The 20,815-nt window shown below is 37.4% G+C and carries 22 protein-coding genes and 1 pseudogene; 22 read left to right on the top strand and 1 reads right to left on the bottom strand.

Features of this window, described 5'->3' with window-relative positions; translation table 11 throughout:
- Positions 1–94 precede the first annotated feature (94 nt).
- The gene (locus tag N7Z68_RS08500; RefSeq protein WP_275118043.1) at positions 95–1,297 is read right to left on the bottom strand and encodes a TsoY family (seleno)protein; all 1,203 of its coding nucleotides are present in this window, start codon (positions 1,295–1,297) and stop codon (positions 95–97) included.
- Positions 1,298–1,675: 378 nt separating this feature from the next.
- Here N7Z68_RS08500 and N7Z68_RS08495 point away from each other — a divergent pair, with 378 nt between their 5' ends.
- The 22 genes and pseudogenes from N7Z68_RS08495 (at position 1,676) to N7Z68_RS08395 (ending at position 20,788) form a co-directional block, all read left to right on the top strand.
- Positions 1,676–2,686 carry a sensor histidine kinase gene (locus N7Z68_RS08495; RefSeq protein ID WP_275118042.1) on the top strand — a complete coding sequence of 337 codons (1,011 nt, stop codon included), beginning with the start codon at positions 1,676–1,678 and terminating at the stop codon, positions 2,684–2,686.
- A 2-nt stretch (positions 2,687–2,688) separates the two neighbouring features.
- Positions 2,689–3,309 (top strand): response regulator, encoded by a 621-nt coding sequence (locus tag N7Z68_RS08490; RefSeq protein ID WP_275118041.1) that lies wholly within the window; start codon positions 2,689–2,691, stop codon positions 3,307–3,309.
- 288 nt (positions 3,310–3,597) lie between these two features.
- Positions 3,598–4,935 carry a cytochrome ubiquinol oxidase subunit I gene (locus tag N7Z68_RS08485; RefSeq protein ID WP_275118040.1) on the top strand — a complete coding sequence of 446 codons (1,338 nt, stop codon included), beginning with the start codon at positions 3,598–3,600 and terminating at the stop codon, positions 4,933–4,935.
- 16 nt (positions 4,936–4,951) lie between these two features.
- Positions 4,952–6,007 (top strand): cytochrome d ubiquinol oxidase subunit II, encoded by a 1,056-nt coding sequence (locus tag N7Z68_RS08480; RefSeq protein WP_275118039.1) that lies wholly within the window; start codon positions 4,952–4,954, stop codon positions 6,005–6,007.
- Position 6,008: 1 nt separating this feature from the next.
- A complete protein-coding gene (gene cydS / locus N7Z68_RS24355; protein WP_373323124.1) occupies positions 6,009–6,104 on the top strand; it encodes a cytochrome bd oxidase small subunit CydS family protein in 96 nt (31 codons plus the stop codon).
- 68 nt (positions 6,105–6,172) lie between these two features.
- Positions 6,173–7,306, top strand: coding sequence for an MBL fold metallo-hydrolase (locus tag N7Z68_RS08475; protein ID WP_275118038.1), 1,134 nt, complete (start codon positions 6,173–6,175; stop codon positions 7,304–7,306).
- Positions 7,307–7,994: 688 nt separating this feature from the next.
- The gene (locus tag N7Z68_RS08470) at positions 7,995–8,240 is read left to right on the top strand and encodes a sulfurtransferase TusA family protein (protein WP_275118037.1); all 246 of its coding nucleotides are present in this window, start codon (positions 7,995–7,997) and stop codon (positions 8,238–8,240) included.
- 15 nt (positions 8,241–8,255) lie between these two features.
- The gene (locus N7Z68_RS08465) at positions 8,256–9,398 is read left to right on the top strand and encodes an NAD(P)/FAD-dependent oxidoreductase (protein WP_275118036.1); all 1,143 of its coding nucleotides are present in this window, start codon (positions 8,256–8,258) and stop codon (positions 9,396–9,398) included.
- Between the two features lie 30 nt (positions 9,399–9,428).
- Positions 9,429–10,037, top strand: a complete 609-nt coding sequence (locus tag N7Z68_RS08460) for a helical membrane plugin domain-containing protein (protein ID WP_275118035.1) — start codon at positions 9,429–9,431, stop codon at positions 10,035–10,037.
- 173 nt (positions 10,038–10,210) lie between these two features.
- Positions 10,211–10,768 carry a sulfurtransferase TusA family protein gene (locus N7Z68_RS08455; protein WP_275118034.1) on the top strand — a complete coding sequence of 186 codons (558 nt, stop codon included), beginning with the start codon at positions 10,211–10,213 and terminating at the stop codon, positions 10,766–10,768.
- Positions 10,769–10,791: 23 nt separating this feature from the next.
- A complete protein-coding gene (locus N7Z68_RS08450; protein ID WP_275118033.1) occupies positions 10,792–12,468 on the top strand; it encodes a SulP family inorganic anion transporter in 1,677 nt (558 codons plus the stop codon).
- A complete protein-coding gene (locus N7Z68_RS08445) occupies positions 12,465–13,010 on the top strand; it encodes a carbonic anhydrase (RefSeq protein WP_275118032.1) in 546 nt (181 codons plus the stop codon). Before N7Z68_RS08450 ends, N7Z68_RS08445 begins: the two co-directional genes overlap by 4 nt.
- Before the next feature lie 137 nt (positions 13,011–13,147).
- Positions 13,148–13,816: a peroxiredoxin gene (locus N7Z68_RS08440; RefSeq protein ID WP_275118031.1), complete on the top strand. Its 669-nt coding sequence runs from the start codon at positions 13,148–13,150 to the stop codon at positions 13,814–13,816.
- A 13-nt stretch (positions 13,817–13,829) separates the two neighbouring features.
- Positions 13,830–14,060 (top strand): hypothetical protein, encoded by a 231-nt coding sequence (locus N7Z68_RS08435; RefSeq protein WP_275118030.1) that lies wholly within the window; start codon positions 13,830–13,832, stop codon positions 14,058–14,060.
- Between the two features lie 558 nt (positions 14,061–14,618).
- Positions 14,619–16,316: a methyl-accepting chemotaxis protein gene (locus tag N7Z68_RS08430; protein ID WP_275118029.1), complete on the top strand. Its 1,698-nt coding sequence runs from the start codon at positions 14,619–14,621 to the stop codon at positions 16,314–16,316.
- A 62-nt stretch (positions 16,317–16,378) separates the two neighbouring features.
- Positions 16,379–16,528 (top strand): annotated as a pseudogene (locus tag N7Z68_RS08425) (TipAS antibiotic-recognition domain-containing protein); the annotation flags it as partial.
- A 277-nt stretch (positions 16,529–16,805) separates the two neighbouring features.
- Positions 16,806–17,531, top strand: coding sequence for a hypothetical protein (locus N7Z68_RS08420; RefSeq protein ID WP_275118028.1), 726 nt, complete (start codon positions 16,806–16,808; stop codon positions 17,529–17,531).
- A gap of 27 nt (positions 17,532–17,558) precedes the next feature.
- Positions 17,559–17,957 (top strand): GntR family transcriptional regulator, encoded by a 399-nt coding sequence (locus N7Z68_RS08415; RefSeq protein ID WP_275118027.1) that lies wholly within the window; start codon positions 17,559–17,561, stop codon positions 17,955–17,957.
- The gene (locus N7Z68_RS08410) at positions 17,958–18,812 is read left to right on the top strand and encodes an ATP-binding cassette domain-containing protein (protein WP_275118026.1); all 855 of its coding nucleotides are present in this window, start codon (positions 17,958–17,960) and stop codon (positions 18,810–18,812) included.
- A gap of 64 nt (positions 18,813–18,876) precedes the next feature.
- Complete coding sequence (locus N7Z68_RS08405; RefSeq protein ID WP_275118025.1) at positions 18,877–19,338, top strand: small multi-drug export protein; 462 nt, start codon at positions 18,877–18,879, stop codon at positions 19,336–19,338.
- Between the two features lie 119 nt (positions 19,339–19,457).
- Positions 19,458–19,598: a hypothetical protein gene (locus tag N7Z68_RS08400; RefSeq protein WP_275118024.1), complete on the top strand. Its 141-nt coding sequence runs from the start codon at positions 19,458–19,460 to the stop codon at positions 19,596–19,598.
- 443 nt (positions 19,599–20,041) lie between these two features.
- Positions 20,042–20,788 (top strand): hypothetical protein, encoded by a 747-nt coding sequence (locus tag N7Z68_RS08395; protein WP_275118023.1) that lies wholly within the window; start codon positions 20,042–20,044, stop codon positions 20,786–20,788.
- The last annotated feature ends 27 nt before the right edge of the window (positions 20,789–20,815 follow it).

Below are 20,815 nucleotides of genomic sequence, written 5' to 3'. Positions count from 1 at the left end.
TAAACATGCTGTTTGCTTAAAGCAATAAAACGCTTACATTTAATAAGGAAGAAAGCTAGCAGGACCTCTTGATGGTCCTGCATCGCTTTAATAGTTAAGCTGTTTTTTCTTGAACCTTAGGCTCTTTTACTGCAGTAGAGTTAAAGTGGTTTTTGTTTAGTTTAAATAGTACATGAATGGTTTTGAACTGTACGAATACGAATGGAGCAAGGATGATAAAGTATGCAACTGAGAATTGATCAATCACCCCGTTTTGTACTAACCCCCAGTGTGTAAAGAACATTCCTAATACGAAGAAGGCCACACCTGGACAAATGAGTCCGTAACTACCTGCACTATTCTTGTTGCCTCCAACAAATGTGTTAAAGTAACCCAATTTCGTTAAGACAGAGTAACCAAGAATTCCAATAACGATTTGAGCAGTAATCACTGCACCTAAACCTACAAAAAAGATTAAAGGGTGTGGGTCAGTTCCTAAAAAGTTGTGTGCTAATCCAGAAGTAACACGTACTCCTGTAATTCCGATAAGCGTTAATATTGGAATGAGCATCCAAACACTTGGACTAGCTTCTAGTGCAAACCCATTTTTAAAGATAGATCGTAATCCTAAACCAATCCAAACGATGATTAAAATAACACTTAGTACAGTGAATAAGATTGAGAAAAAGATCCCAGTAGCTGAAATGACTAGGTTGTGGCTCATCGCTCCAGGAGCAGCGAAACCTACACCAACCATTGTGAAAGCAAATACAGATAGCAATTGGCTAAAGTGATTGTTTGCTTCTTCTTTGAATGAAGATGTCGTCATGAAACGAGTCATCATTCTTACAAAGATCTTTAATGCAAAGTACCCAACAACCATAAACCCGATTAAAGCAAATGGAAGTAGAAATTGTACATAATCCCATAATCCAGGAACGAAGACAGCCCCTAATACGAAAAGAACGTTGATCATCATTGAAAATGTTAATGGAATAGCCATTAAAGCAACTTCACCATTGGAAGAACGTAATGCTTTGTATGCATCTGTTTTTTTGAACTTATTGAATTCTTTCACATTCCAAATGACTTTCTCGAAATGTCTAAAGGCGAAATAAATCATCGCTAGTAAAGCGATTACAATAGAAATTGAGATAAATGTATCCGCACCTGTGACATATGGGTAGATGTGATTAAATGTTGCCATTGGTGTATCTGGATGTGGAACCATAAACATTAAATACATGAAAAATGATACGGCTAGACCCCCATTTCCGAGTGCAGCTAAAAAGTACAGTGGATTGTAATTGTTTTTCATTTTATTCTCCTCCTTATACCCTTAGGGGTATTAATTTCTGTAAACTTAATATATCAAATAATTTTGATGTTGTAAACCTCTTTTTTATTTTGTCTCTTTTAGTGTTAATATCTTCCTGAATTCATACGACCCTTTAATTCTGGGGATATTTAGAAGATAGAAGAGATTAGGAATGATTGTAAAAATGTAAACTCGAAGCAAAATACCACATGGGGTATATAGATAATTATAGGTAATAATCATAATTAACGTATAAGTGATTTCACTTAATTTTTAATTTTAAAAAGAAATTTTTGTGAACAGGTCCTGATTTCCTCGATATTTCTATTTTTATTTGATATTAGTTTAAAGAAGAGATTTGCTATGGGGGTGTAAATCATGAAGCTAGAGTGGTTTAAACAAGTGGTGGACGATTTATCTGAAGGGGTCGTAATTATTAATAAGGATCGTGTGATTCATTATCATAATCAATTAGCGAAAGAAATGACGGGTTGGGAACTTGGAGATGTAGTTCCTTATTGTTCGTACTGTAAGATGAGAGAGGTGGCTCCAGGTGAGGAACGGTGTATTCTCGCACATGAAGATCCTCTGCCAAGCTTTCAAGCTCATATGCCGACGTATAAAGGGAAAAAAGAAACATCATTTGAAATGAGTACGACAAAAATTCCGCTAGAGGGTATGGAGTTTATGGTACTCATCCTTCGAAATCCAAAATGGACATCAGAAAAAGAACGCTTGAAAATAAAGAAACTCTTAATCCGAGATACGATCGCGACACAAGAAAAAGAGAGAAAAGCAATTGCGATGGAACTGCATGACGATATATCTCAAGGGGTATATAGTGCGTTTTTAGGATTACAGGGGGTTAAGCACCATATTACGGATGAAAATTATCAAAGTCATTTTCGTAAAATTGAGGGAACGCTAGAGAAGACGTTAGACAATATCCAACGATTAACTAAACAATTAAGACCGCAAGCGATTGATCAATTCGGGTTAAAGGCAACGTTAAAATCAGCAGTAGAAGACTGGAAAAAGTTTTATAAGGTGAACTTTACATTATCTTATCAAATACATGAGTATCAATTATCGAAGGAAGTAGAACTGCAATTATTTCGTTTAATTCAAGAAGCTGTTACGAATGCGGTTCGTCACGGAAAAGCCAAGGAAATAATGATTAAGTTTACTGAAAGTGAAGACCAAATTATGTTTCAAATTATAGATGATGGACAAGGTTTTGATGTCGGGCAAACGAAGTTTAAAGGACTTGGATTGTATCATATGAAAGAACGAATGGCGATGATTAACGGGGAAGTGAATTGGGATAGTAAAATTGGAGGTCCAACGAAGGTTGAAGGGTATGTAGATATGAATAATAAAGGGTGTTAACTGTGAAAGTACTGATTGTAGACGATCATGAGGTAGTAGCTAGTGGATTAGCATTATTAATAAAAGATATGTTCAGTGTTGAATATATTATTCAAGCACAAGATGGGCGAACGGCTATAAAAAAAGCGATTGAGTATACGTTTGACTTAATTATTTTAGATTTATCGCTCCCAGACGGAATGGATGGATTTGAAGTTTTGCGTGAAATGCGTTCGATTTTTCCTGATGCAAAGATCGTTATTTTTTCGATGCATGATGATATTTCCTATCAAAAAAAGGCTTATAAGCTCGGGGCAGACGGTTATATGGTCAAAAGGTTTAACGGCGATGAACTGATGAAATACTTAAACTTGATAATGAGCGGCAAGAAGTTTTTTGAGGGGAAACTGACAGAGGAATGGGATGAGGATGAAGATACGTTAACTTTGCCCATTACATCGCGAGAAAAAGAAGTTTTTGTGTTAACGGTATTAGGTCATACCCAAAAGGAAATCGCAGAAAAACTGTCTATTTCAAGGAAAACGGTTGAAACACATCGACATAATATTACGAAGAAGTTAAATATAAAATCCAAGGCAGATTGGATCGAAATTGCTCAAAAATACCATTTATTAGAAATCTAAAAGCTTAACGGTGAAAAGCCGTTAAGCTTTTTTCGTTCATAAAATCCTCATTTTTACCTTAAATATAGGGGAAAAACCTTATGTGATTGATATTAACGATTGATTACACTCTAGGTATACAACGTAAGGCAAAGACTAAAGAGATACGAAAGAAGGGAGTTAGTCGAGAAAAATACAAAAGAAGAGCGTTGGCTCATTAAGGTCTGTTTTATTGTCACTGGTATTATGTTGCTCTCATTAATTAGTCGGCTCTTTCGTTAACAACAAAATAGGAAAGGAGAATTTGTTATGTTTGAGTACGATCCGGTCATATATAGCCGCATACTTACATCCTTTACGTTAGTGTTTCATATTATTTTTGCCACGATCGGTGTAGGTGTTCCCGTTATGATCGCATTAGCGGAATGGATGGGAATAAAGCGGAAAGACCCTCATTATACGTTATTAGCAAGGCGCTGGGCCCGCGGTTTCGTCGTCACGGTTGCAGTAGGTGTTGTAACAGGAACGGCAATCGCATTGCAACTAAGCTTGCTATGGCCAAACTTCATGCAAGTTGCAGGACAAACGATAGCGTTACCGTTATTTATGGAAACCTTTGCATTTTTCTTTGAGGCGATTTTCTTAGGGATTTATCTTTATACGTGGGATCGTTTTAAGAGTAGAATGCGACACTTTTTATTAGTAATTCCAATTGTAATTGGTGCATCAGCGTCAGCATTTTTTATTACGACGGTGAATGCTTTTATGAATACCCCACAAGGTTTTACTTTAGTGGATGGAGTCATTACGAATATTGATCCGATCGCAGCGATGTTTACGCCAGCTATGCCAACAAAAGTTGCCCACGTTCTCATTACTAGTTATCTAACCTCGGCATTTATTTTGGCAATGATTTCTGCGTATCAAATCGTAAAAGGGAGAAACCATGTGTATCACAAGAAAGCGCTTCAATTAACGATGGTGGCTGCACTTGTATTTTCCATTGCGACCGTTGTGATTGGGGACTTATCTGGAAAATTTCTAGCAGAATATCAACCTGAGAAATTAGCTGCAGCGAAATTACATTTTGAAACAACGACAGAAGCACCGCTTCATTTAGGGGGCATTTTAACAGAAGACAATGAACTCAAATACGGGATCGAAATTCCATATGGGCTAAGTATTCTTGCTCATGGTTCACCAAGTGCTGAAGTTATTGGGTTGAATGAATTTCCAGCAGATGAAGTGCCTCCATTATGGATCCATTATATGTTCGACATCATGGTAGCCATTGGTATGTATTTAGCCGCTGTTGCAATTATTTATATCGTGTTAGCCAAATGGAAGAAGGAGTATTTGTACAACAAGCCTCTGTTATGGTCGATTATCATTGGCGGACCGCTAGCTATGATAGCTATTGAGGTCGGGTGGATCCTTGCTGAAGTAGGGAGGCAACCTTGGATCTTAGTAGGGGTTATGAAAACAGCAGAGGGAGCTACAACAGCTGATCATGTCGATACGATGCTCATTATTTTTTCAATCGTCTATGTCATTCTAGCAGTATCTTGTTCAATTGTTTTACGAAAGATGTTTAAGAACAACACGCCTGAAGTGGAGTTAAAAGAAGAGCAACGACGTATCAGTTAAAAGGAGGTGATAGGACATGAGCTATGAAATGATTGGTATTACAGTTCTTTGGATCTTTTTATATGGTTATTTGATTGTAGCTTCGATTGATTTTGGAGCTGGCTTCTTTAACTACTATAGTAAATTAACAAATAAAAATCATATTATGAATGACTTAATTCAGCGATATCTTTCACCTGTTTGGGAAGTGACGAATGTATTCTTAGTGTTCTTCTTTGTAGGTATTATCGGCTTTTTCCCAGACACCGCTTATTATTTTGGGACAGCATTACTCATTCCAGGAAGTGTAGCGATTATTTTATTAGCCATTCGTGGTTCTTACTATGCCTTTGGAACGTATGGTGCCAAGGATAGTAAAGTGTATTCGTTTCTATACGGAGCTACGGGTCTGTTAATACCAGCGTCATTATCGGTTGTATTAACGATTTCAGAAGGTGGGTTCATTACCGTTGAGAATGGAAAGGTACTGTTGCAGTTTAAAGAGCTTTTCACAAATATGTATTCTTGGAGTGTCGTCTTATTATCGATTGTTAGTGTCCTGTTTATTTCGTCAGCCTTTCTAAGCTATTATGCAAACAAAGCGAGGGATTATGAAGCGCTCCAGCTTTTGCGTAACTATGCACTGACTTGGGCAACACCGACAATCATTGCTAGTGTGCTCGTATTTTTCGCGCTAAACAATCACAACCCTGAGCACTTTCAAAACATGGTCGATGTCGGCTGGATGTTTATACTGTCACTGATATTCTTCTTAGGGGCAGTGTATTACATTTGGAAAGGGAAGCGGTATGGACTTGCGTTCGTATTCGTAATGTTTCAATTTGCTTTTGCGTTTTTTGGATACGGGGTTTCTCATTTACCGTACCTGCTGTATCCGTATATTAACATCTATGATGGCTTTACGAATGAAACGATGGCGCAAGCTTTAATCATAGCGTTTATTGCGGGACTCTTTCTGTTAATTCCTTCGCTGTACATGTTGATGAAACTATTTTTATTCGACGCTTCTTATGTGAAAGGTGAAACGGTTAAAGTAGACGAACACGACGAAGATGAAAGGAAGGTGGTTTAATATGAACTTTTTCCTCATCATGGTTGCACCACTTCTTACCATTGTTATATCAGTAGCGATCTTATTTATATGGGGCGCACGTCAACCAAAGTCATAGGGTGATAGAAGGTTCTCAACTTCTTGATCATAAAAAAACTATAAAACAAACTATTGGAGGTAATTTTCATGACACAAAAATCAATGCAATCTGCACAAGTATTTGAGTACATTTTAAACAAAAAACAATTATTTATTTTAGATGTAAGAAACAATGAGGACTATACAGACTGGAAAATTGAAGGAGAAAAAATAACATCTGTAAATATTCCGTACTTTGATTTTTTAGACGGAGTTGATCAGCATCTCGACCAGCTGCCAAAAGATCAAGATATTCTTGTCGTCTGTGCAAAAGAAGGTTCTTCTAAATTTGTTGCCGAACAACTTGAGGAAGAAGGGCTCCGCACGTTTTATTTAGCAGGAGGCATGAGATCATGGAGTGAGTATTTGTACGAAGCTAAAGTGTATGAAGACGAAAAAATTAAAGTATACCAGCTTATTCGAGTCGGAAAAGGTTGTTTATCTTACTATGTCATTTCAGGCGATAAAATGTTAATTGTAGACCCGCTTCGCTTTGTTGATCTGTATGAAGCAGCAGCGAAACGACATCATGTGGAGATTGCCCATATAGTCGACTCGCATCTTCATGCCGATCATTTATCAGGTGGTTATGAGCTGTCTCAAAAAACTGGAGCACAATATTACATCATGAAGAGTGAAGGAGCTGTCTTTGAATTCAATCCTCTAGAAAACTATGAAAAAATTGAATTTGAAGATGCGGTTGTCGAAGTATTAGCGATTAAAACACCAGGTCATACACCAGGAAGTGTCTCTTTCTTTGTAAATAAGAAGCTATTATTCTCTGGAGATACGATCTTTGTTAGTGGCTTAGGCCGTCCAGATTTAGGTGGAAAAGTGAAAGAGTGGGCCGATGATCTCTACCATACGGTCTATGATAAAGTGGCTCAAATTGCGGATGATGTGATCGTTCTTCCAGCGCATTATGCCGATTATGAAACGGAAAGAAATGCAGACAATTATATTGGACAAACCTTAGGTAAAGTTCGTGAGCAAAATAAAACGATGTTCGATACGGATAAAGAGGACTTTATTTCTCAAGTTGAAAAATCAGCAAGTTCTGTAAAGCCGCCTAACTTCGAGGAAATTATTTCGATCAATCGTGGTGTCGAGACTGCAGATCAAGAGCGCAAACAAGAATTAGAAATAGGTCCGAACCGTTGTGCAGTTCATCATACGAGTTAATGTGAATGGGAGGAGACTAGAAGGGTCTGAATTACTTTTGCTAAGAATCTAGATAAGGTAACGCAAAGTGCCTAGCGCCGTCGATCATGTTCGGGTGCTGGGTACTTGGTTTATTCTTTCTTAAGGGATAATTTTTATTAAGATTGTTGCTTTACTCTATGAGTAGACTATTAACCTTAATTAGCTTGGTTGGAGCTGTCTTACAAGCCAAGACTGACACTGGAGCACTAATTACTAAATATTAGGTTGATAGAATCTCCTAGTATTTTCCTCGCGTGCACATGAAAGCGTTGGTATCGTTAGTGAGGTCACCTAATTTCCCCTCAAACGTGAACCAATTGTTATTATCGGATGAAACCTCGAGAGAACTGTTCACTTGATTGACCCGTGAACTAAATGGCCGTCCTTTAGAGTATAACTCCAATACGACAGTAGCATTTCGAACTGAGAGTTACACGTCTTTTGCAGCCGGCTTTTGTACGGCGCAAAAACCCCCGAGTAAGGGAGAGCGCTTGCTTTAAGCAAATAAACCTCCGCAAGATCTTGCTTTTTAAATCGTTACAATTTTGTGTCTAAAATGTGAACGGCGTCCATAAAAGATACGTGAGTTACCTGATATAAATCGCTTACATTCTGATGTAATCTACTATTGTCACGTAGTTAATATAAAAAAAAAGATGAGGAGTGAATGATGATGTTAGTACAAGAAAACGTAACAATCATTAATGCAAAAGGAGCTTTCTGTCCAGGACCGTTAGTAGAACTAATGAAAAAAGCAAAAACAGCAAATGGTGGAGATGTTCTAGAGTTATGGACGAATGAGGAAGGTTCTCTTAAAGACGTACCAGAGTGGGCGAAAAAATTTAACCACGATTATATTGGACAAGAAAAGGAAGATGGTTATTACCGCATCCAAGTTCGTATTAACAAGTAGGAAGGTGGGAGAAACATGAAAAAAGTCGTAATTATCGGTGGTGGCACAGCTGGAACGATGATGGCTAACGCGCTTGCAAAAGGAATGGGAGAGAAGCTGAAGAACGGTGATGTAAGCGTAACTATGATTAGTGATAAAAAAGAACACCTTTACCAGCCCGGACTTTTATATATCCCATTCGGACTAAAGACAGAAGAAGAAATTATCCGACCCGTTAAAGAGGTTGTGTCGCCTTTAATAGATATTGTATTTGATGAAGCAACTCAATTTTCAACTGAGCAAAAACAGGTGAAGACGAAATCAGGTAAAACGTTTTCATATGATTACTTGATTATTGCAACCGGTTCAAGACCTGCTGTGGAAGAAGTACCGGGATTAGAAGAAGCAGGCCACATTTTCTACACGTTAGATGGAGCTAAGAAACTACAAAAAGCGATGGAAGAGTTTGAAGGTGGAAACGTTGTAATGGCAGTTGGTCTACCGCATAAATGTCCGGTTGCTCCACTAGAATTTACGATGATGTTTGATGATTGGGCTCGAGAAAAAGGAATCCGAGAAAAAACAAACATTACGTACTGCTATCCACTTCAAAAACCGTATGGAACTGAGTCTGTCGCAAAGCTTGCCACAAAAGAATATACAGAGCGAAACATTAACATTGAAACGTTCTTTATGATTGACCATGTTGATGCAGAAAAGAAAGAAGTAGTCGCTCTTGATGATACTCGAGTTCCTTTTGATTTACTCGTCATGATCCCTCCCCATAAAGGAGCCGATGTAACGGTTAAATCTTCGTTAACGGACAATGATGAAGGGTGGCTGCCGACAGACCGTCAATATTTAAATCATGTAGATCACGACAATATTTTTGTTATCGGTGACGCTACAAATCTACCAATTAGTAAAGCAGGTTCGACCGCACACTTTGAGGTTGAAATTTTAGCAGAAAATTTAATCAGTATGATCGATGGTGGGCAAGCAAATAAACGCTACAACGGAAAAGTTTTCTGTTTTATTGAAACCGGGTTGCACAAAGCAACGTATATCGCTTTCAACTATGAACAACCACCAAAGCCTGTCACACCATCTAAAGCGGTACATTGGGCTAAGCTATCCTATAATAACGCCCACTGGATTAACTTAAAAGGAATTTTATAATAAATTCTTTAAGAGGAAGAGGGTGACAGTATGACAAAAGTATTAGAGAAAGACCAAAGAGAAGTGCTGCAAAATCTTGACCCTGAAGTGCTAAGTTCACTCCTATCTAAAGCAGAAGTGCTAGACGATGCGTTAACGATGGTCAAAATTGCATCAGATGCGTTAACGAGTGAAACGATTGAAAATTTAACAAAGAAAATCGAAAAAGCGGCAGTGCTATTGGAACTTATCGAAAGACCAGAACTATTTAAGATGTTAGACGAGCTCATTACAGTGGGTGAGAAACTCCTTCCAATGTTAGATCGTTTGGGGGATTTAGCTGAAAACGGTACTCTGGAAAAGCTTCTTGACCTCGCTGAAGCTTCAGGCATACTTGTTGATGCGGTAACGGAAACGACAATTGATCACGCGACAAAGAAGCTTAACCAACTAACGGAACTAAGTGATCAACTACTCCAATCACCAATGATGAAAGCAATGCCTAAACTATTGGAAGTATCCAATGAAGCTTATAACGAAGTTAGTTCAACCGAACAAAAGCCAGTTGGCATTTTTGGACTCATGGGATTATTAAAGGAACCAGCAATCCAGCGCCTATTACAAACGAGTGCAGCAACGATAAAAAAACTAGAGCAATAAAAACTATAGGTGATCGAGTAACTGCTGCTTATGAATAGGAGCAGTTACTTGTATTCAACAATCTATTGGAGCGGTTGTATAGGCGAGTTTTATTCAGTAGATTTCAGTTGATAAACACTTAAGCGGTTCTTTTATAGGGAGTAGAAATTGGAAAGAACGAAGAGGTGAAAAATATGGACGTAAAGGTGACGAAAACCATTGATATTCAAGGAGAACAATCTCCTGTACCTGTAGTTCACGTGAAAAAAGCTTTATCTGAAATGGATGAAGGGGAAATTCTAGAAGTGGTTTCGACAGAAGTTGATTGTTTTATAGAGTTGAAGGAATGGGCGAGTTATACAGGTCATGAATACATGGATGGTTTAGCTAATGATAATGTGTTTGTTCACTACATTCGTAAAGGAAAAGATGCACAGAATGATAAGTACTTACATCCACGAATTATCTCTAACGATGAGTTAATAAGTAAAATTCAAGATCATTTGATAACGGTTCTTGATGTACGTGAAGAATTAGAATTTGAATTTAAACATATTCCTGGATCAGTGTCTATTCCACTAGGTGAATTAAAGCTTCGTCTAGATGAATTAGCTAGAGAAGAAGATATTTATGTTATCTGCAGAACGGGAAATCGCAGTGATTTTGCTTGTCATTTATTAGAAAAGAATGGATTTAAAAAAGTTTGGAATGTAATCCCTGGTATCTCTCATTGGAACGGGCCAATGGAATAAGGAGCCCAGAAAGGATTTTCATCATGTTAAAAAAGTGGTTTCCTATTATTGATTGGATGTCAAATTATCAACGGGGATTTTTAAAAGGGGATATTTCAGCAGGTGTGATTGTTGCTGTTATGTTAATCCCTCAAGGAATGGCCTATGCGATGTTAGCAGGGATCGATCCGGTTATCGGTTTATATGCAGTAACTGTGCCTTTGCTCATTTATGCTATTTTTGCGTCCTCAAGACAATTAGCGGTTGGCCCTGTGGCGATGGTATCTTTATTAGTTTTTACGGGGGTATCCAGCATTGTTGAACCTGGGACACCCGAGTTCTTAAATTATGTTATTTTATTAGCTCTTATGGTTGGTGTCATTCAGCTCGTTCTAGGATTAACGAAAGCTGGCTTTATCGTTAATTTTTTGTCACATGCTGTCATTAGCGGTTTTACGTCAGCGGCGGCAATTGTTATTGCCTTAAGTCAAATTAAGCATTTACTCGGGGTTAATTTACAAAGTCATGATTATACACACCAATTCATCCTGGAAGTATTTCAACGTGTATCAGACATACACCTTTTAACCTTTTTCTTTGGTATTACAAGTATACTCATTCTCGTTTTCCTGAAGAAGTATGTTCCTGTTGTTCCCGGCCCTATATTCGTCGTAGCGTTTTCTATTCTAGTTACCTATTTCTATCGCTTAGATGAAATGGGTTTAAAAATTGTAGGGGATATTCCAAAGGGCTTACCAAGTTTTTCAATACCAGTAGCAAATATCGAAGCATTTCAAGTATTATTGCCTACAGCGCTGATGATTTCATTTATCGCCTTTATGGAGTCGATAGCTGTAGCCAAAGCAATTGCTGTAAAAGAGAAATACAAAGTTGACCCAAACCAGGAGTTAAAAGGTTTAGGTTTAGCAAATATTTTTAGTAGTTTTATCGCCTCAATGCCAGTAACAGGCGGTTTTTCCCGGACAGCCGTTAACTATCAGTCTGGGGCCAAAACAGGACTAGCTTCTATTATATCGGCGGTTCTGATCATTATTACGTTATTATTTTTGACACCACTATTCTACTACCTGCCGAATGCGGTTTTAGCCGCCATTATCATCGTGGCGGTTTATAGTCTAATTGATATAAATGAAGCAAAACACCTTTTTAAAGTAAAAAAAATAGACGGCTGGGTACTCACGGTTACGTTCTTTCTGACTCTCTTTATTGGAATTGAGATTGGAATTTTAATAGGAATCGTCGTTTCGCTCGTCGTTTTCATTTGGCGCAGTGCCTATCCTCATATAGCGGAAGTCGGGTATTTAAAAGAGCAAAATGTGTTTCGTAATGTAAAACGCTTCCCTGAAGTAACGACTTATCAAGATGCTCTTATTTTACGTGTTGACCGCTCTCTTTACTTCGCCAATATGTCCTTTCTTGAAAGTAAAATCGAAGAATGCTTGACAACTAGACCCGTTAAATGGCTCATTTTAGATATGTCGGCTGTGAATGATATGGATGCTGTAGCAATCGACCAACTAGAAGAAATAATGAACGTTTGTAAAGAAATGAATGTAACTTGTATTTTAACGGGGATAAAAGGTCCAGTTCGGGACTTAGTCGAAAAGGCGGGTTGGAATAGAAGGTATGAAAAACAAATAGATTACTATTCAGTAGACCACGCCATTAAGGAACTCAAACTGAAGGAGAACGTTGTATGAACGACATACTAAAGCAAAATCGCCGCTTTGTACAAGAGATGAAACAAAGAAACAAGGATTACTTTTTAAACTTAAGTAAAGGGCAAAGTCCCGAAATCTTTCTAATTAGTTGTACGGATTCTCGTGTCAGCCCTTCTGTCATTTTGCAAATGCCTTTAGGAAAGTTATTTGTTCACCGAAATGTTGCGAATCAGGTGAATGAAAACGACGATAGCTTTAATGCGAGTCTGTACTATGCTTTAAAACACCTCAAAGTAAAAAAGATCGTTATTTTAGGGCATACAGGATGTGGAGGTATTCAAGCCGCTCAACACTGTAATTCTACAGACTCATTCGAAGTAAATTCATTTGGAAACTGGATAACACATATTCAGCAGTCGATCAAAGGCCATAAAAACGACAGCGAGCTGCTTGAAAAGGAAAATGTCATTCAGCAAATGAAGAAATTAAAGGCACATTCCATTTATGAGGAGTATGGCAATTCGGTAGAGATAGAAGGATATTTATTGCATTTGGAAACAGGAGAGTTAGAACTTTTATAGGTTAATTATGAACAAAAGATGAACTTAATTAGAATTATTATAAAAAAACCATTATACCCCCTTGAGTATATTTGGTGAATGTAGTAGAATATAATTGTAACAAGGTAATAATTATTATAAATAAGGAGTTGTTACAAATGATGAACGAAGAAATCAAAGTAGAAGAAGTAAAAGAAGGTTTACCACGAATTGGTTCTCCAGCACCACAGTTTGAAAGTGTGACAACACACGGTACAATACAATTAGCAGATTATAAAGGAAGTTGGGTTATTTTATTCTCACACCCTGCTGACTTCACACCAGTTTGTACGACTGAATTTATGGCATTCCAAGAAATTTATCCGCAGTTACGTGAGCTAAACACAGAGTTACTAGGTTTAAGTATTGATAGTGTCCACTCTCACATTGCATGGGTAAGAAACGTTGAAGAGAAATTTGGTGTGAAAATTGAATTCCCAGTCATTGCCGATCTCAATAAGGACGTTGCCATGAAATACGGAATGATCATGCCAGGTGAAAGTGATACATCGACTTCACGTGCTGTGTTCGTCATTGATCCAAACCAAGTAGTACGAGCAATTATTTACTACCCATTATCAGCAGGACGTAATATGGACGAAATCCTACGTCTCATTGAATCATTACAAACTTCTGATGAGCACGGTGTAGCAACACCTGCTAACTGGAGAAAAGGTGAAAAAGTTATTGTGCCTCCTGCAGCAACACAAGAAATGGCAGAGGAGCGCATGAAAGAAGAAGGCATCGAATGTGTCGATTGGTACTTCTGCAAAAAAGAATTAAAATAAGGCGGTGAATATGATGGCTTGTGTTAATCCTGATGGAACATTAACCAGTTCAGCAAAAGCGTTATTAATAGCAATCCAAGATCAGGCCTTAACGCCTGAGGACATTTCAAAGAAAATTGGACAACCATTGTTTAAAGTAAGAAGTTCACTTAGAGATATGAAATCGGGTGGATTTGTTGAAGCACAAGGAGATGAATTTATCATTTCCGAAGGTGCTAAAAAGCTGCTAGCCAGATCGCAATAAGCAACGAAAAACTATCAGTGAATACCTCCCTCCCTCGATCTGATAGAGTATGATATTCTCAAAAAAGGTGACTCCTAGTGCAATGCACTTGCGGGGTCACTTTTATTTATAGTGAAAACTGTCTTGTTGAAATGGAATAATATGATAACTGTGATGAGATGGAACTCCCTAAGAATTTGCTTATAAAAGTGGTAAACATAATGTCCAATCGAGTAAAAAAGATTTTTCTGCAAAAGTATTCAAAGTAGTAAAAATTTTGTCGGAATTTATCATGTCAACTATTGAAATTAATAATTTACTAGGTATAATTTACTTGATACTACAAAGTGAAATTATAAAAGTAGTAAAAAATTCATATGCTTTTGCTAAATATTTGTGAGGTGTGGGGCAGCGAACCTGTTACCAGTCTGCACATATTTATTTTTGGTGAAGAAGATGAGATTGGTAGAGCACCTGCCGATAGTCTGGACGCTTACTTAGAAATAGAGCCGTGTTAGCTTTATTAAAGTAGCGTTTTTTTAATGCAATTTCAGAGGATATTAGTGAGGAGAGGGAAGAATGGGGAGTCTTAAATTGAAATTAGGAACAAAAATTAATGTTTTGGTATTTAGTGTTATTTTTATGTTATCCGTCGCTGTAGGTGTTGTTGTCGTACAACAAGTCACACAAGGGATCAAAGAGTTTGCAATTGAAAAAGCTCGTGGCGACATGTATTTAGGTTATCGCTACATAGATGCGTTGTACCCTGGGGAATGGTCCATACAAAACGATCTGTTATATAAAGGGACAACTGTTATGAATGAGAACTTTGATATTGTCGATGAGATTGGAAGTGGAACAGGTGATACTGTTACCATTTTTCAAGGTGACACACGAATTGCTACGAACGTAAAGGTTGAAGGAGAACGAGCCATTGGTACTCAAGTTTCCGCCCAGGTAGCCCAGGCCGTTCTAAACGAAGGAATTAATTATTACGGTGAAGCTGAAGTAGCAGGACATATGTATCAAACGGCTTATATGCCAATTAAAGACCAAAGTGGTAACCCGATTGGAATATTCTATGTTGGCGCATCTCAAGACATTATTGATCAAACCATTATATCTTTCTTAAAGATATTCTTTATTGTGTTGCTTGCCATTATTGTTATTGCTAGTCTGATTTCACTATGGTTCACAAAAGGGATTAAAAAACGTTTAGCTCAACTTTCAACGAGCATGGAAAAAGCAGGGCAAGGAGACTTTACATTTGAAGTCATTGATAATAGCGGCGATGAATTAAGTGATCTCACAAACAGCTATAAGACGATGAAAGATAATTTAAGTGAAATGATTGAACAAGTCATTGAAACATCCCAACAAGTAGCGGCCTCTTCTCAACAATTAACAGCTGGCGCTGAACAGACAAGTAAAGCAACAGAGCAGATTACAGAATCTATTCAGAGTGTTGCAGATGGTGCTGACGGGCAAACGGTAAGTGTTGAGGAAAGTGCAAGGTCCATGGAAGAAGTTTCAGCAGGAATTAATACGATAGCTGAAAATGCTTCTTTGATTGCAGAAGCTGGAAGTCATGCAAGTGAGCGCGCAAAACAAGGCGGACAGTATGTGGGGCAAACAGTTCAGCAAATGAATACGATCCATGCTTCTGTAAACGAGAGTAGTGACGTCATTAAGCTATTAGAAAAGCGGTCACAGCAAATTGGTGATATTACTAAGGTTATTACAGACATTGCTAATCAAACAAACTTACTAGCTTTAAACGCAGCAATTGAAGCGGCACGAGCTGGAGAACATGGAAAGGGGTTTGCTGTTGTTGCCGATGAAGTTAGGAAATTAGCAGAGCAATCCCAACAATCATCGACGCAAATCTCATCACTCATTACTGAAATACAAAATGATATGAGTCTTTCAAATGAGGCGATGAACCAAGTAAAAGAAGATGTCAAAGCGGGATTAAGGATTACAGAAAGAACGGAAGAAAGCTTTAAAGAAATTCACCGCTCAATGGCAGACATGGGCGAACAAATTGATGAAATGGCAGCAACTGCTGAACAGATGTCAGCGAGTGCAGAAGAGGTTTCGGCAACAGTGACTGGAATCTCAACAATTTCAAGAGAAACGTCGATGCATACCCAACAAGTAGCAGCTTCCACAGAAGAACAGTTAGCTTCGATGGAGGAAATATTAGCTTCATCGAATTCGTTATCCGAAATGGCAATGAACTTACAGGAGTTAGTGAGTAAGTTTAAAATCAAATAGTGAATCAATACCAGTAGATAAAAAGGCATCCCATATTGTCACATACCTTTGAACGATAATTTTTTACATCCTATTCATTAGATGCATTCAAAGGACTAGGTCAATTATATGTACAGGATGATCGTTTCACTAAAACCATTGACCAATACGGATCAGGTTTAGCGCAATTCATGTGTGATGCCATGGCAATTTATGCTGACAACAATAGATAATCATCTATGTCAAAAGAACTGACTCATGTATGGGCGTAATCCCGTGAGTCAGTTTTTTTCTTTAATACAGGCGTCTTCTCAGTGGGTACTGAAAACGGTTTTTTTTAAATAATTTGATCCAACATTCCTGTTAAAAAGTATGGTCCTTCAATGTTTTTGATATATAAGGTTAAGAGTAAATCGGGTGATTGTTAAAATTTAGGCTTGAAAATGTATGATATATGTTATAGTGTGTATATAGATATAAACAGTATAACAGTTCGGGAGGTTCATAAAGATGAATGAGTTTAAGGAAGCTTTATGGTTGGCTAAATTTGAATTGAAGGCTTCAATTCAAGGTTTCTTATCACTTCTATTATTTTTAGCGCTTTTATTGTTCATTATCGTAACAGCGTCACCGTTTATTTTTGTTGAGGGAAATGTAGGGTTAGATCTTTTATTTATTCTTGTATTTGGTGCCTTTGCGGTTTACTGTAAACCGAAGGAATTTCAATATCAAAAGGTGGAAGATGGGTTATGGGCTTCCCCGTATTTTATGAACCTTTTACAATTACCAATTCCAAAGAAGGTATTAATACAAAGTCGCTTTATCGTTAACTTCGTATATACGATTCCATTCCATAGTTTTCTTCTTTTGTTTATCTATATTTTAAGTCCAGAAGCGAGACAAGAAGCACCCGTTGGAACGTATTTTGTTTTTTCTCTTATATGGATCTGTTTCGGTATCTTTGCAGCAGGACTTTTTTCAGCAAGTGATCCCGGCGACAAAATAACGATCGTGGGAATGATCATATGGGGTATCGTTCTTTTTGTTGTATTCATTGGGGGTCTAACATTATTTCATCTCTTTACAGGAATGTCTTTTGTTCATGCGACACTTGTACTGGCTAGTAAGTGGCCGCTTCTAACTGTTGTTATATCCCTCTTGTTAGCAATCACTAGCGTCTTCTACTGGAAATCTTATATGAGTAGGAAAATTGAAAAGATGGACTATTTTAAATAAGTCGTACGGAAAGTAGGTGAAGCCCTTATGGAGCTGCCAATTCGTCTATCGAAGGAATCGAGAGAACCGATTTATCATCAAATTGAAAATCAAATAAAAGCTCTAATTGCTGGAGGTCAGTTACCAGCGGGTACGGCTCTTCCTTCTATTCGGGCAATATCAAAAGATTTGGAGGTCAGTGTGATCACGACAAGAAGAGCTTATCAAGATTTAGAGAGGCAGGGGTTTATCCGAACTACACAAGGAAAAGGAACATTTGTAGCTGAGGTCGATGAGGGCATTAAAGAACAAGTGAAAACATCGACCGTTTATGAAGCGTTAGAAAAAGCGATTGAAACTGCAATACGCCATGATTATACGATTACTCAAATCGAAGACATTTTTAAGCAGATTATCACGGATAAGAAAAAGAGGGGAGAAAAATAGATGGGTCCATTTGTTAAAATGAAGCAAGTCCAAAAAACAATTGCAGACTTCCAACTTGGTCCAGTTGATTTCGAAATGGTACCAGGTACCGTCACGGCTCTTGTGGGTGATAACGGGGCAGGAAAGAGTACTTTAATTAAGATCATGATGAATTTAGTTAAGTCTGACGAAGGCTCAATAGAATATTTTGGGACACCATTAGCTAATGGTGAACATTGGAAAGTCGATATTGCCTACCAACCACAGGAACTGATCGGATGTAATGCATTTACAGGCCGGCAGCTCGTTGAACTCGTATCCAAATGGTACCCTCGTTGGAACCAAAGTCTTTTTGAAAGTATGGTTGAAACGTTGGATATCCCATTAAAGAAACGATATGGTAAGTTATCGCAAGGCGTTCAAAAAAAATTAAGTTTAGCCCTGACATTAGCAAAAGGAACCGATATTCTTATTCTAGATGAACCGATGGCGCATATGGATATTCCTTCTAAGCAGAAGCTAATGAATATATTAGTCGAATGGATGGACAGTGGTGATAAAGCCATCTTAATTGCCAGTCACGATGCAGAAGATATTAGAAAACTTGCAGACTATCTCGTTATCCTAAGGCAAGGTGAACATATCGGTAGTTTTGAAAAGGAAGAATTAACTGAACAATATTGCAGGTATTGGCTGGAAAGACCCTTACAGGAGAAAATTCCAGGAGAATTAGAGCGAAAGGGTGAACGGATTATCGTTACAAATAGTGCTGAAGAAGCGGAGAAATATTTTACAGCCCATCAAATAAGCTGGATGGAAAAAGAGTCATTACAAATTGAAGAAATAATTACACTGTTATTAGTACAACCTAGATGAATCATGATTTGTCATAAACGGAATAAACTTTAAGGTTTGAAAAGTACGGTAAGGAGGAATGTACATGAATGAGACAATCGGTTATGTGATGGCGTTTATATTAGCAGCAACACCTTTTTTTGAGATGGTAGCAGTGATCCCGCTTGGTGTTATTAGTGGGCTTGATACAATTCCTGTAACTATTGTTGCCTTTGTAGGAAACTTAATAACGGTTATCATCGTCATACTAATGATGACACAAATTAAAGCTTGGTTACAAAGAAGACGTGAAGCGAAAGGAAAGGAAGGCTCAACGAAAAGGGAAAATCGGGCAAAACAAATTTGGCAACGGTACGGGTTGTTTGGCTTAGCACTAATTGGGCCGATACTAATTGGTAGTCATTTGGCGGTCATTATGGCAATGAGTTTTGGCGGAACGAAAAAGAAAATGACGGTTTATATGACAAGCAGCTTACTTCTATGGGCAATTGTAACAGCTGTCGGAACTCATCTAGGTGTAGAATTTTTTATGTTTGATCGGAATTAGTGGGGGTAAATGAATAAAAATGTAGAAATAATACGTATGAAATAAATTCGTTTATTCATATTCAGTTCATATTTGTATGCTATGATTTAGTTAGCATAGGAAAAAGGTGAGGGTTTGAAATGAAAAAGAGTGAAACACCGACTATTCATTTAAAAGAAGAACAGAAAACTGTAAATCCTATCCAGAAAATTGTGAGCGATCTTATAAAAAAAGGGATCGATGCATCGATCGTTCAAAAGCCTCCAAGATTACAAGTTTAGATAAAAAGTCATACAATTAAGTATTTAAATTTAATAGTAATTTCTTTATAGAGTTGACTTATGTAGTGTCAAACCTGCATCAAACTTCTACTAATATGATTTTAGTTTAGTAGAATCCGAGTGTAGGAGAAAGGCATTTTAGTCAGCTTTTTTATTTTGATCTCATCTCTATATGCCCATGCTTAAGTGTGCTAAAGGTGTGAAATTTTGTTAATTTTTACAATATAGTCTTTTAACATCGTTCCTATATGGATCTTTAGTATGTAATTGATGATTGATATTTCTATTTAATAATTATTGGTGACTATAGAATTGGTTCGATTGGATTAAGAGGCACTTTCGTCAACAATTTTTAGTATTTTCTCATTATATTACACGAATCGACATTCATGTATTATAGAATGGTGTTTAACTATGGTTTTTATTGGTAGCAGGGGGTTCTTATGAAAATCTTATTAAAAAAGTTGGTTCCTATTTTAGTGACGGTTGTTTTCACCAGCGCCTGTGGTCTAAGCGATACGGTACAATCGAATGATGATACAGATATAAATGAAGTACAACGTTTGGAACCAACAGTATCTAATTTGAGTGCTAGTGAAAGAAAGCACCACTGGGAGTATGAAGACAATTCAAACGAGACGTTGGAAGGCTATCCTAATGGTAAGAGCTGGAACGAAATAGGAGTAGAAATCATATCTTCTCGTGAAAGTCTGTTAACCGAACTAGATCTATTTTATAGTGCACTTGAAAAGAAAGAACTTCCAGAATATACAATAGATTATACGTTTTATTTACATAATGTATTATTAGCCTATGAACAAGGCAATGAATTTTCAACGCATTACAACTTATTTATGGACGTTGTTCCAAAGCGTATCCATAACCTACAAGAACTGCAGCTGCATACCAAAGAAGTCGATTTCGTTCGGGAGTATTATCTAGAGGCTATGATCGTTCACCACGATGCGATACAGTCCATTGGAGAGCATTCGATGGATATCAATAATGAGATTTTTGATCCTCAGATTAAATTAGCGTTAAATGACACAGTCAGAGAAGGGTATCATTTATTAGCATTAGTCGGACTTCAATTGATAAAGATTGGAGAAATGACCGATATTATTGAACTAGATGAAGTGAATGAACTGAAAAGATTTGTTGACTATCGTTTAATTGAGGAAAAACTATAACTAGAAAAGCTTCTAACAAAGAGCCTC

The sequence above is a fragment of the Alkalihalobacterium chitinilyticum genome (assembly GCF_029028005.1).
Lineage (GTDB): Bacteria > Bacillota > Bacilli > Bacillales > Bacillaceae_F > Alkalihalobacterium > Alkalihalobacterium chitinilyticum.
This window is presented reverse-complemented; position numbering and strand designations above follow the sequence as displayed.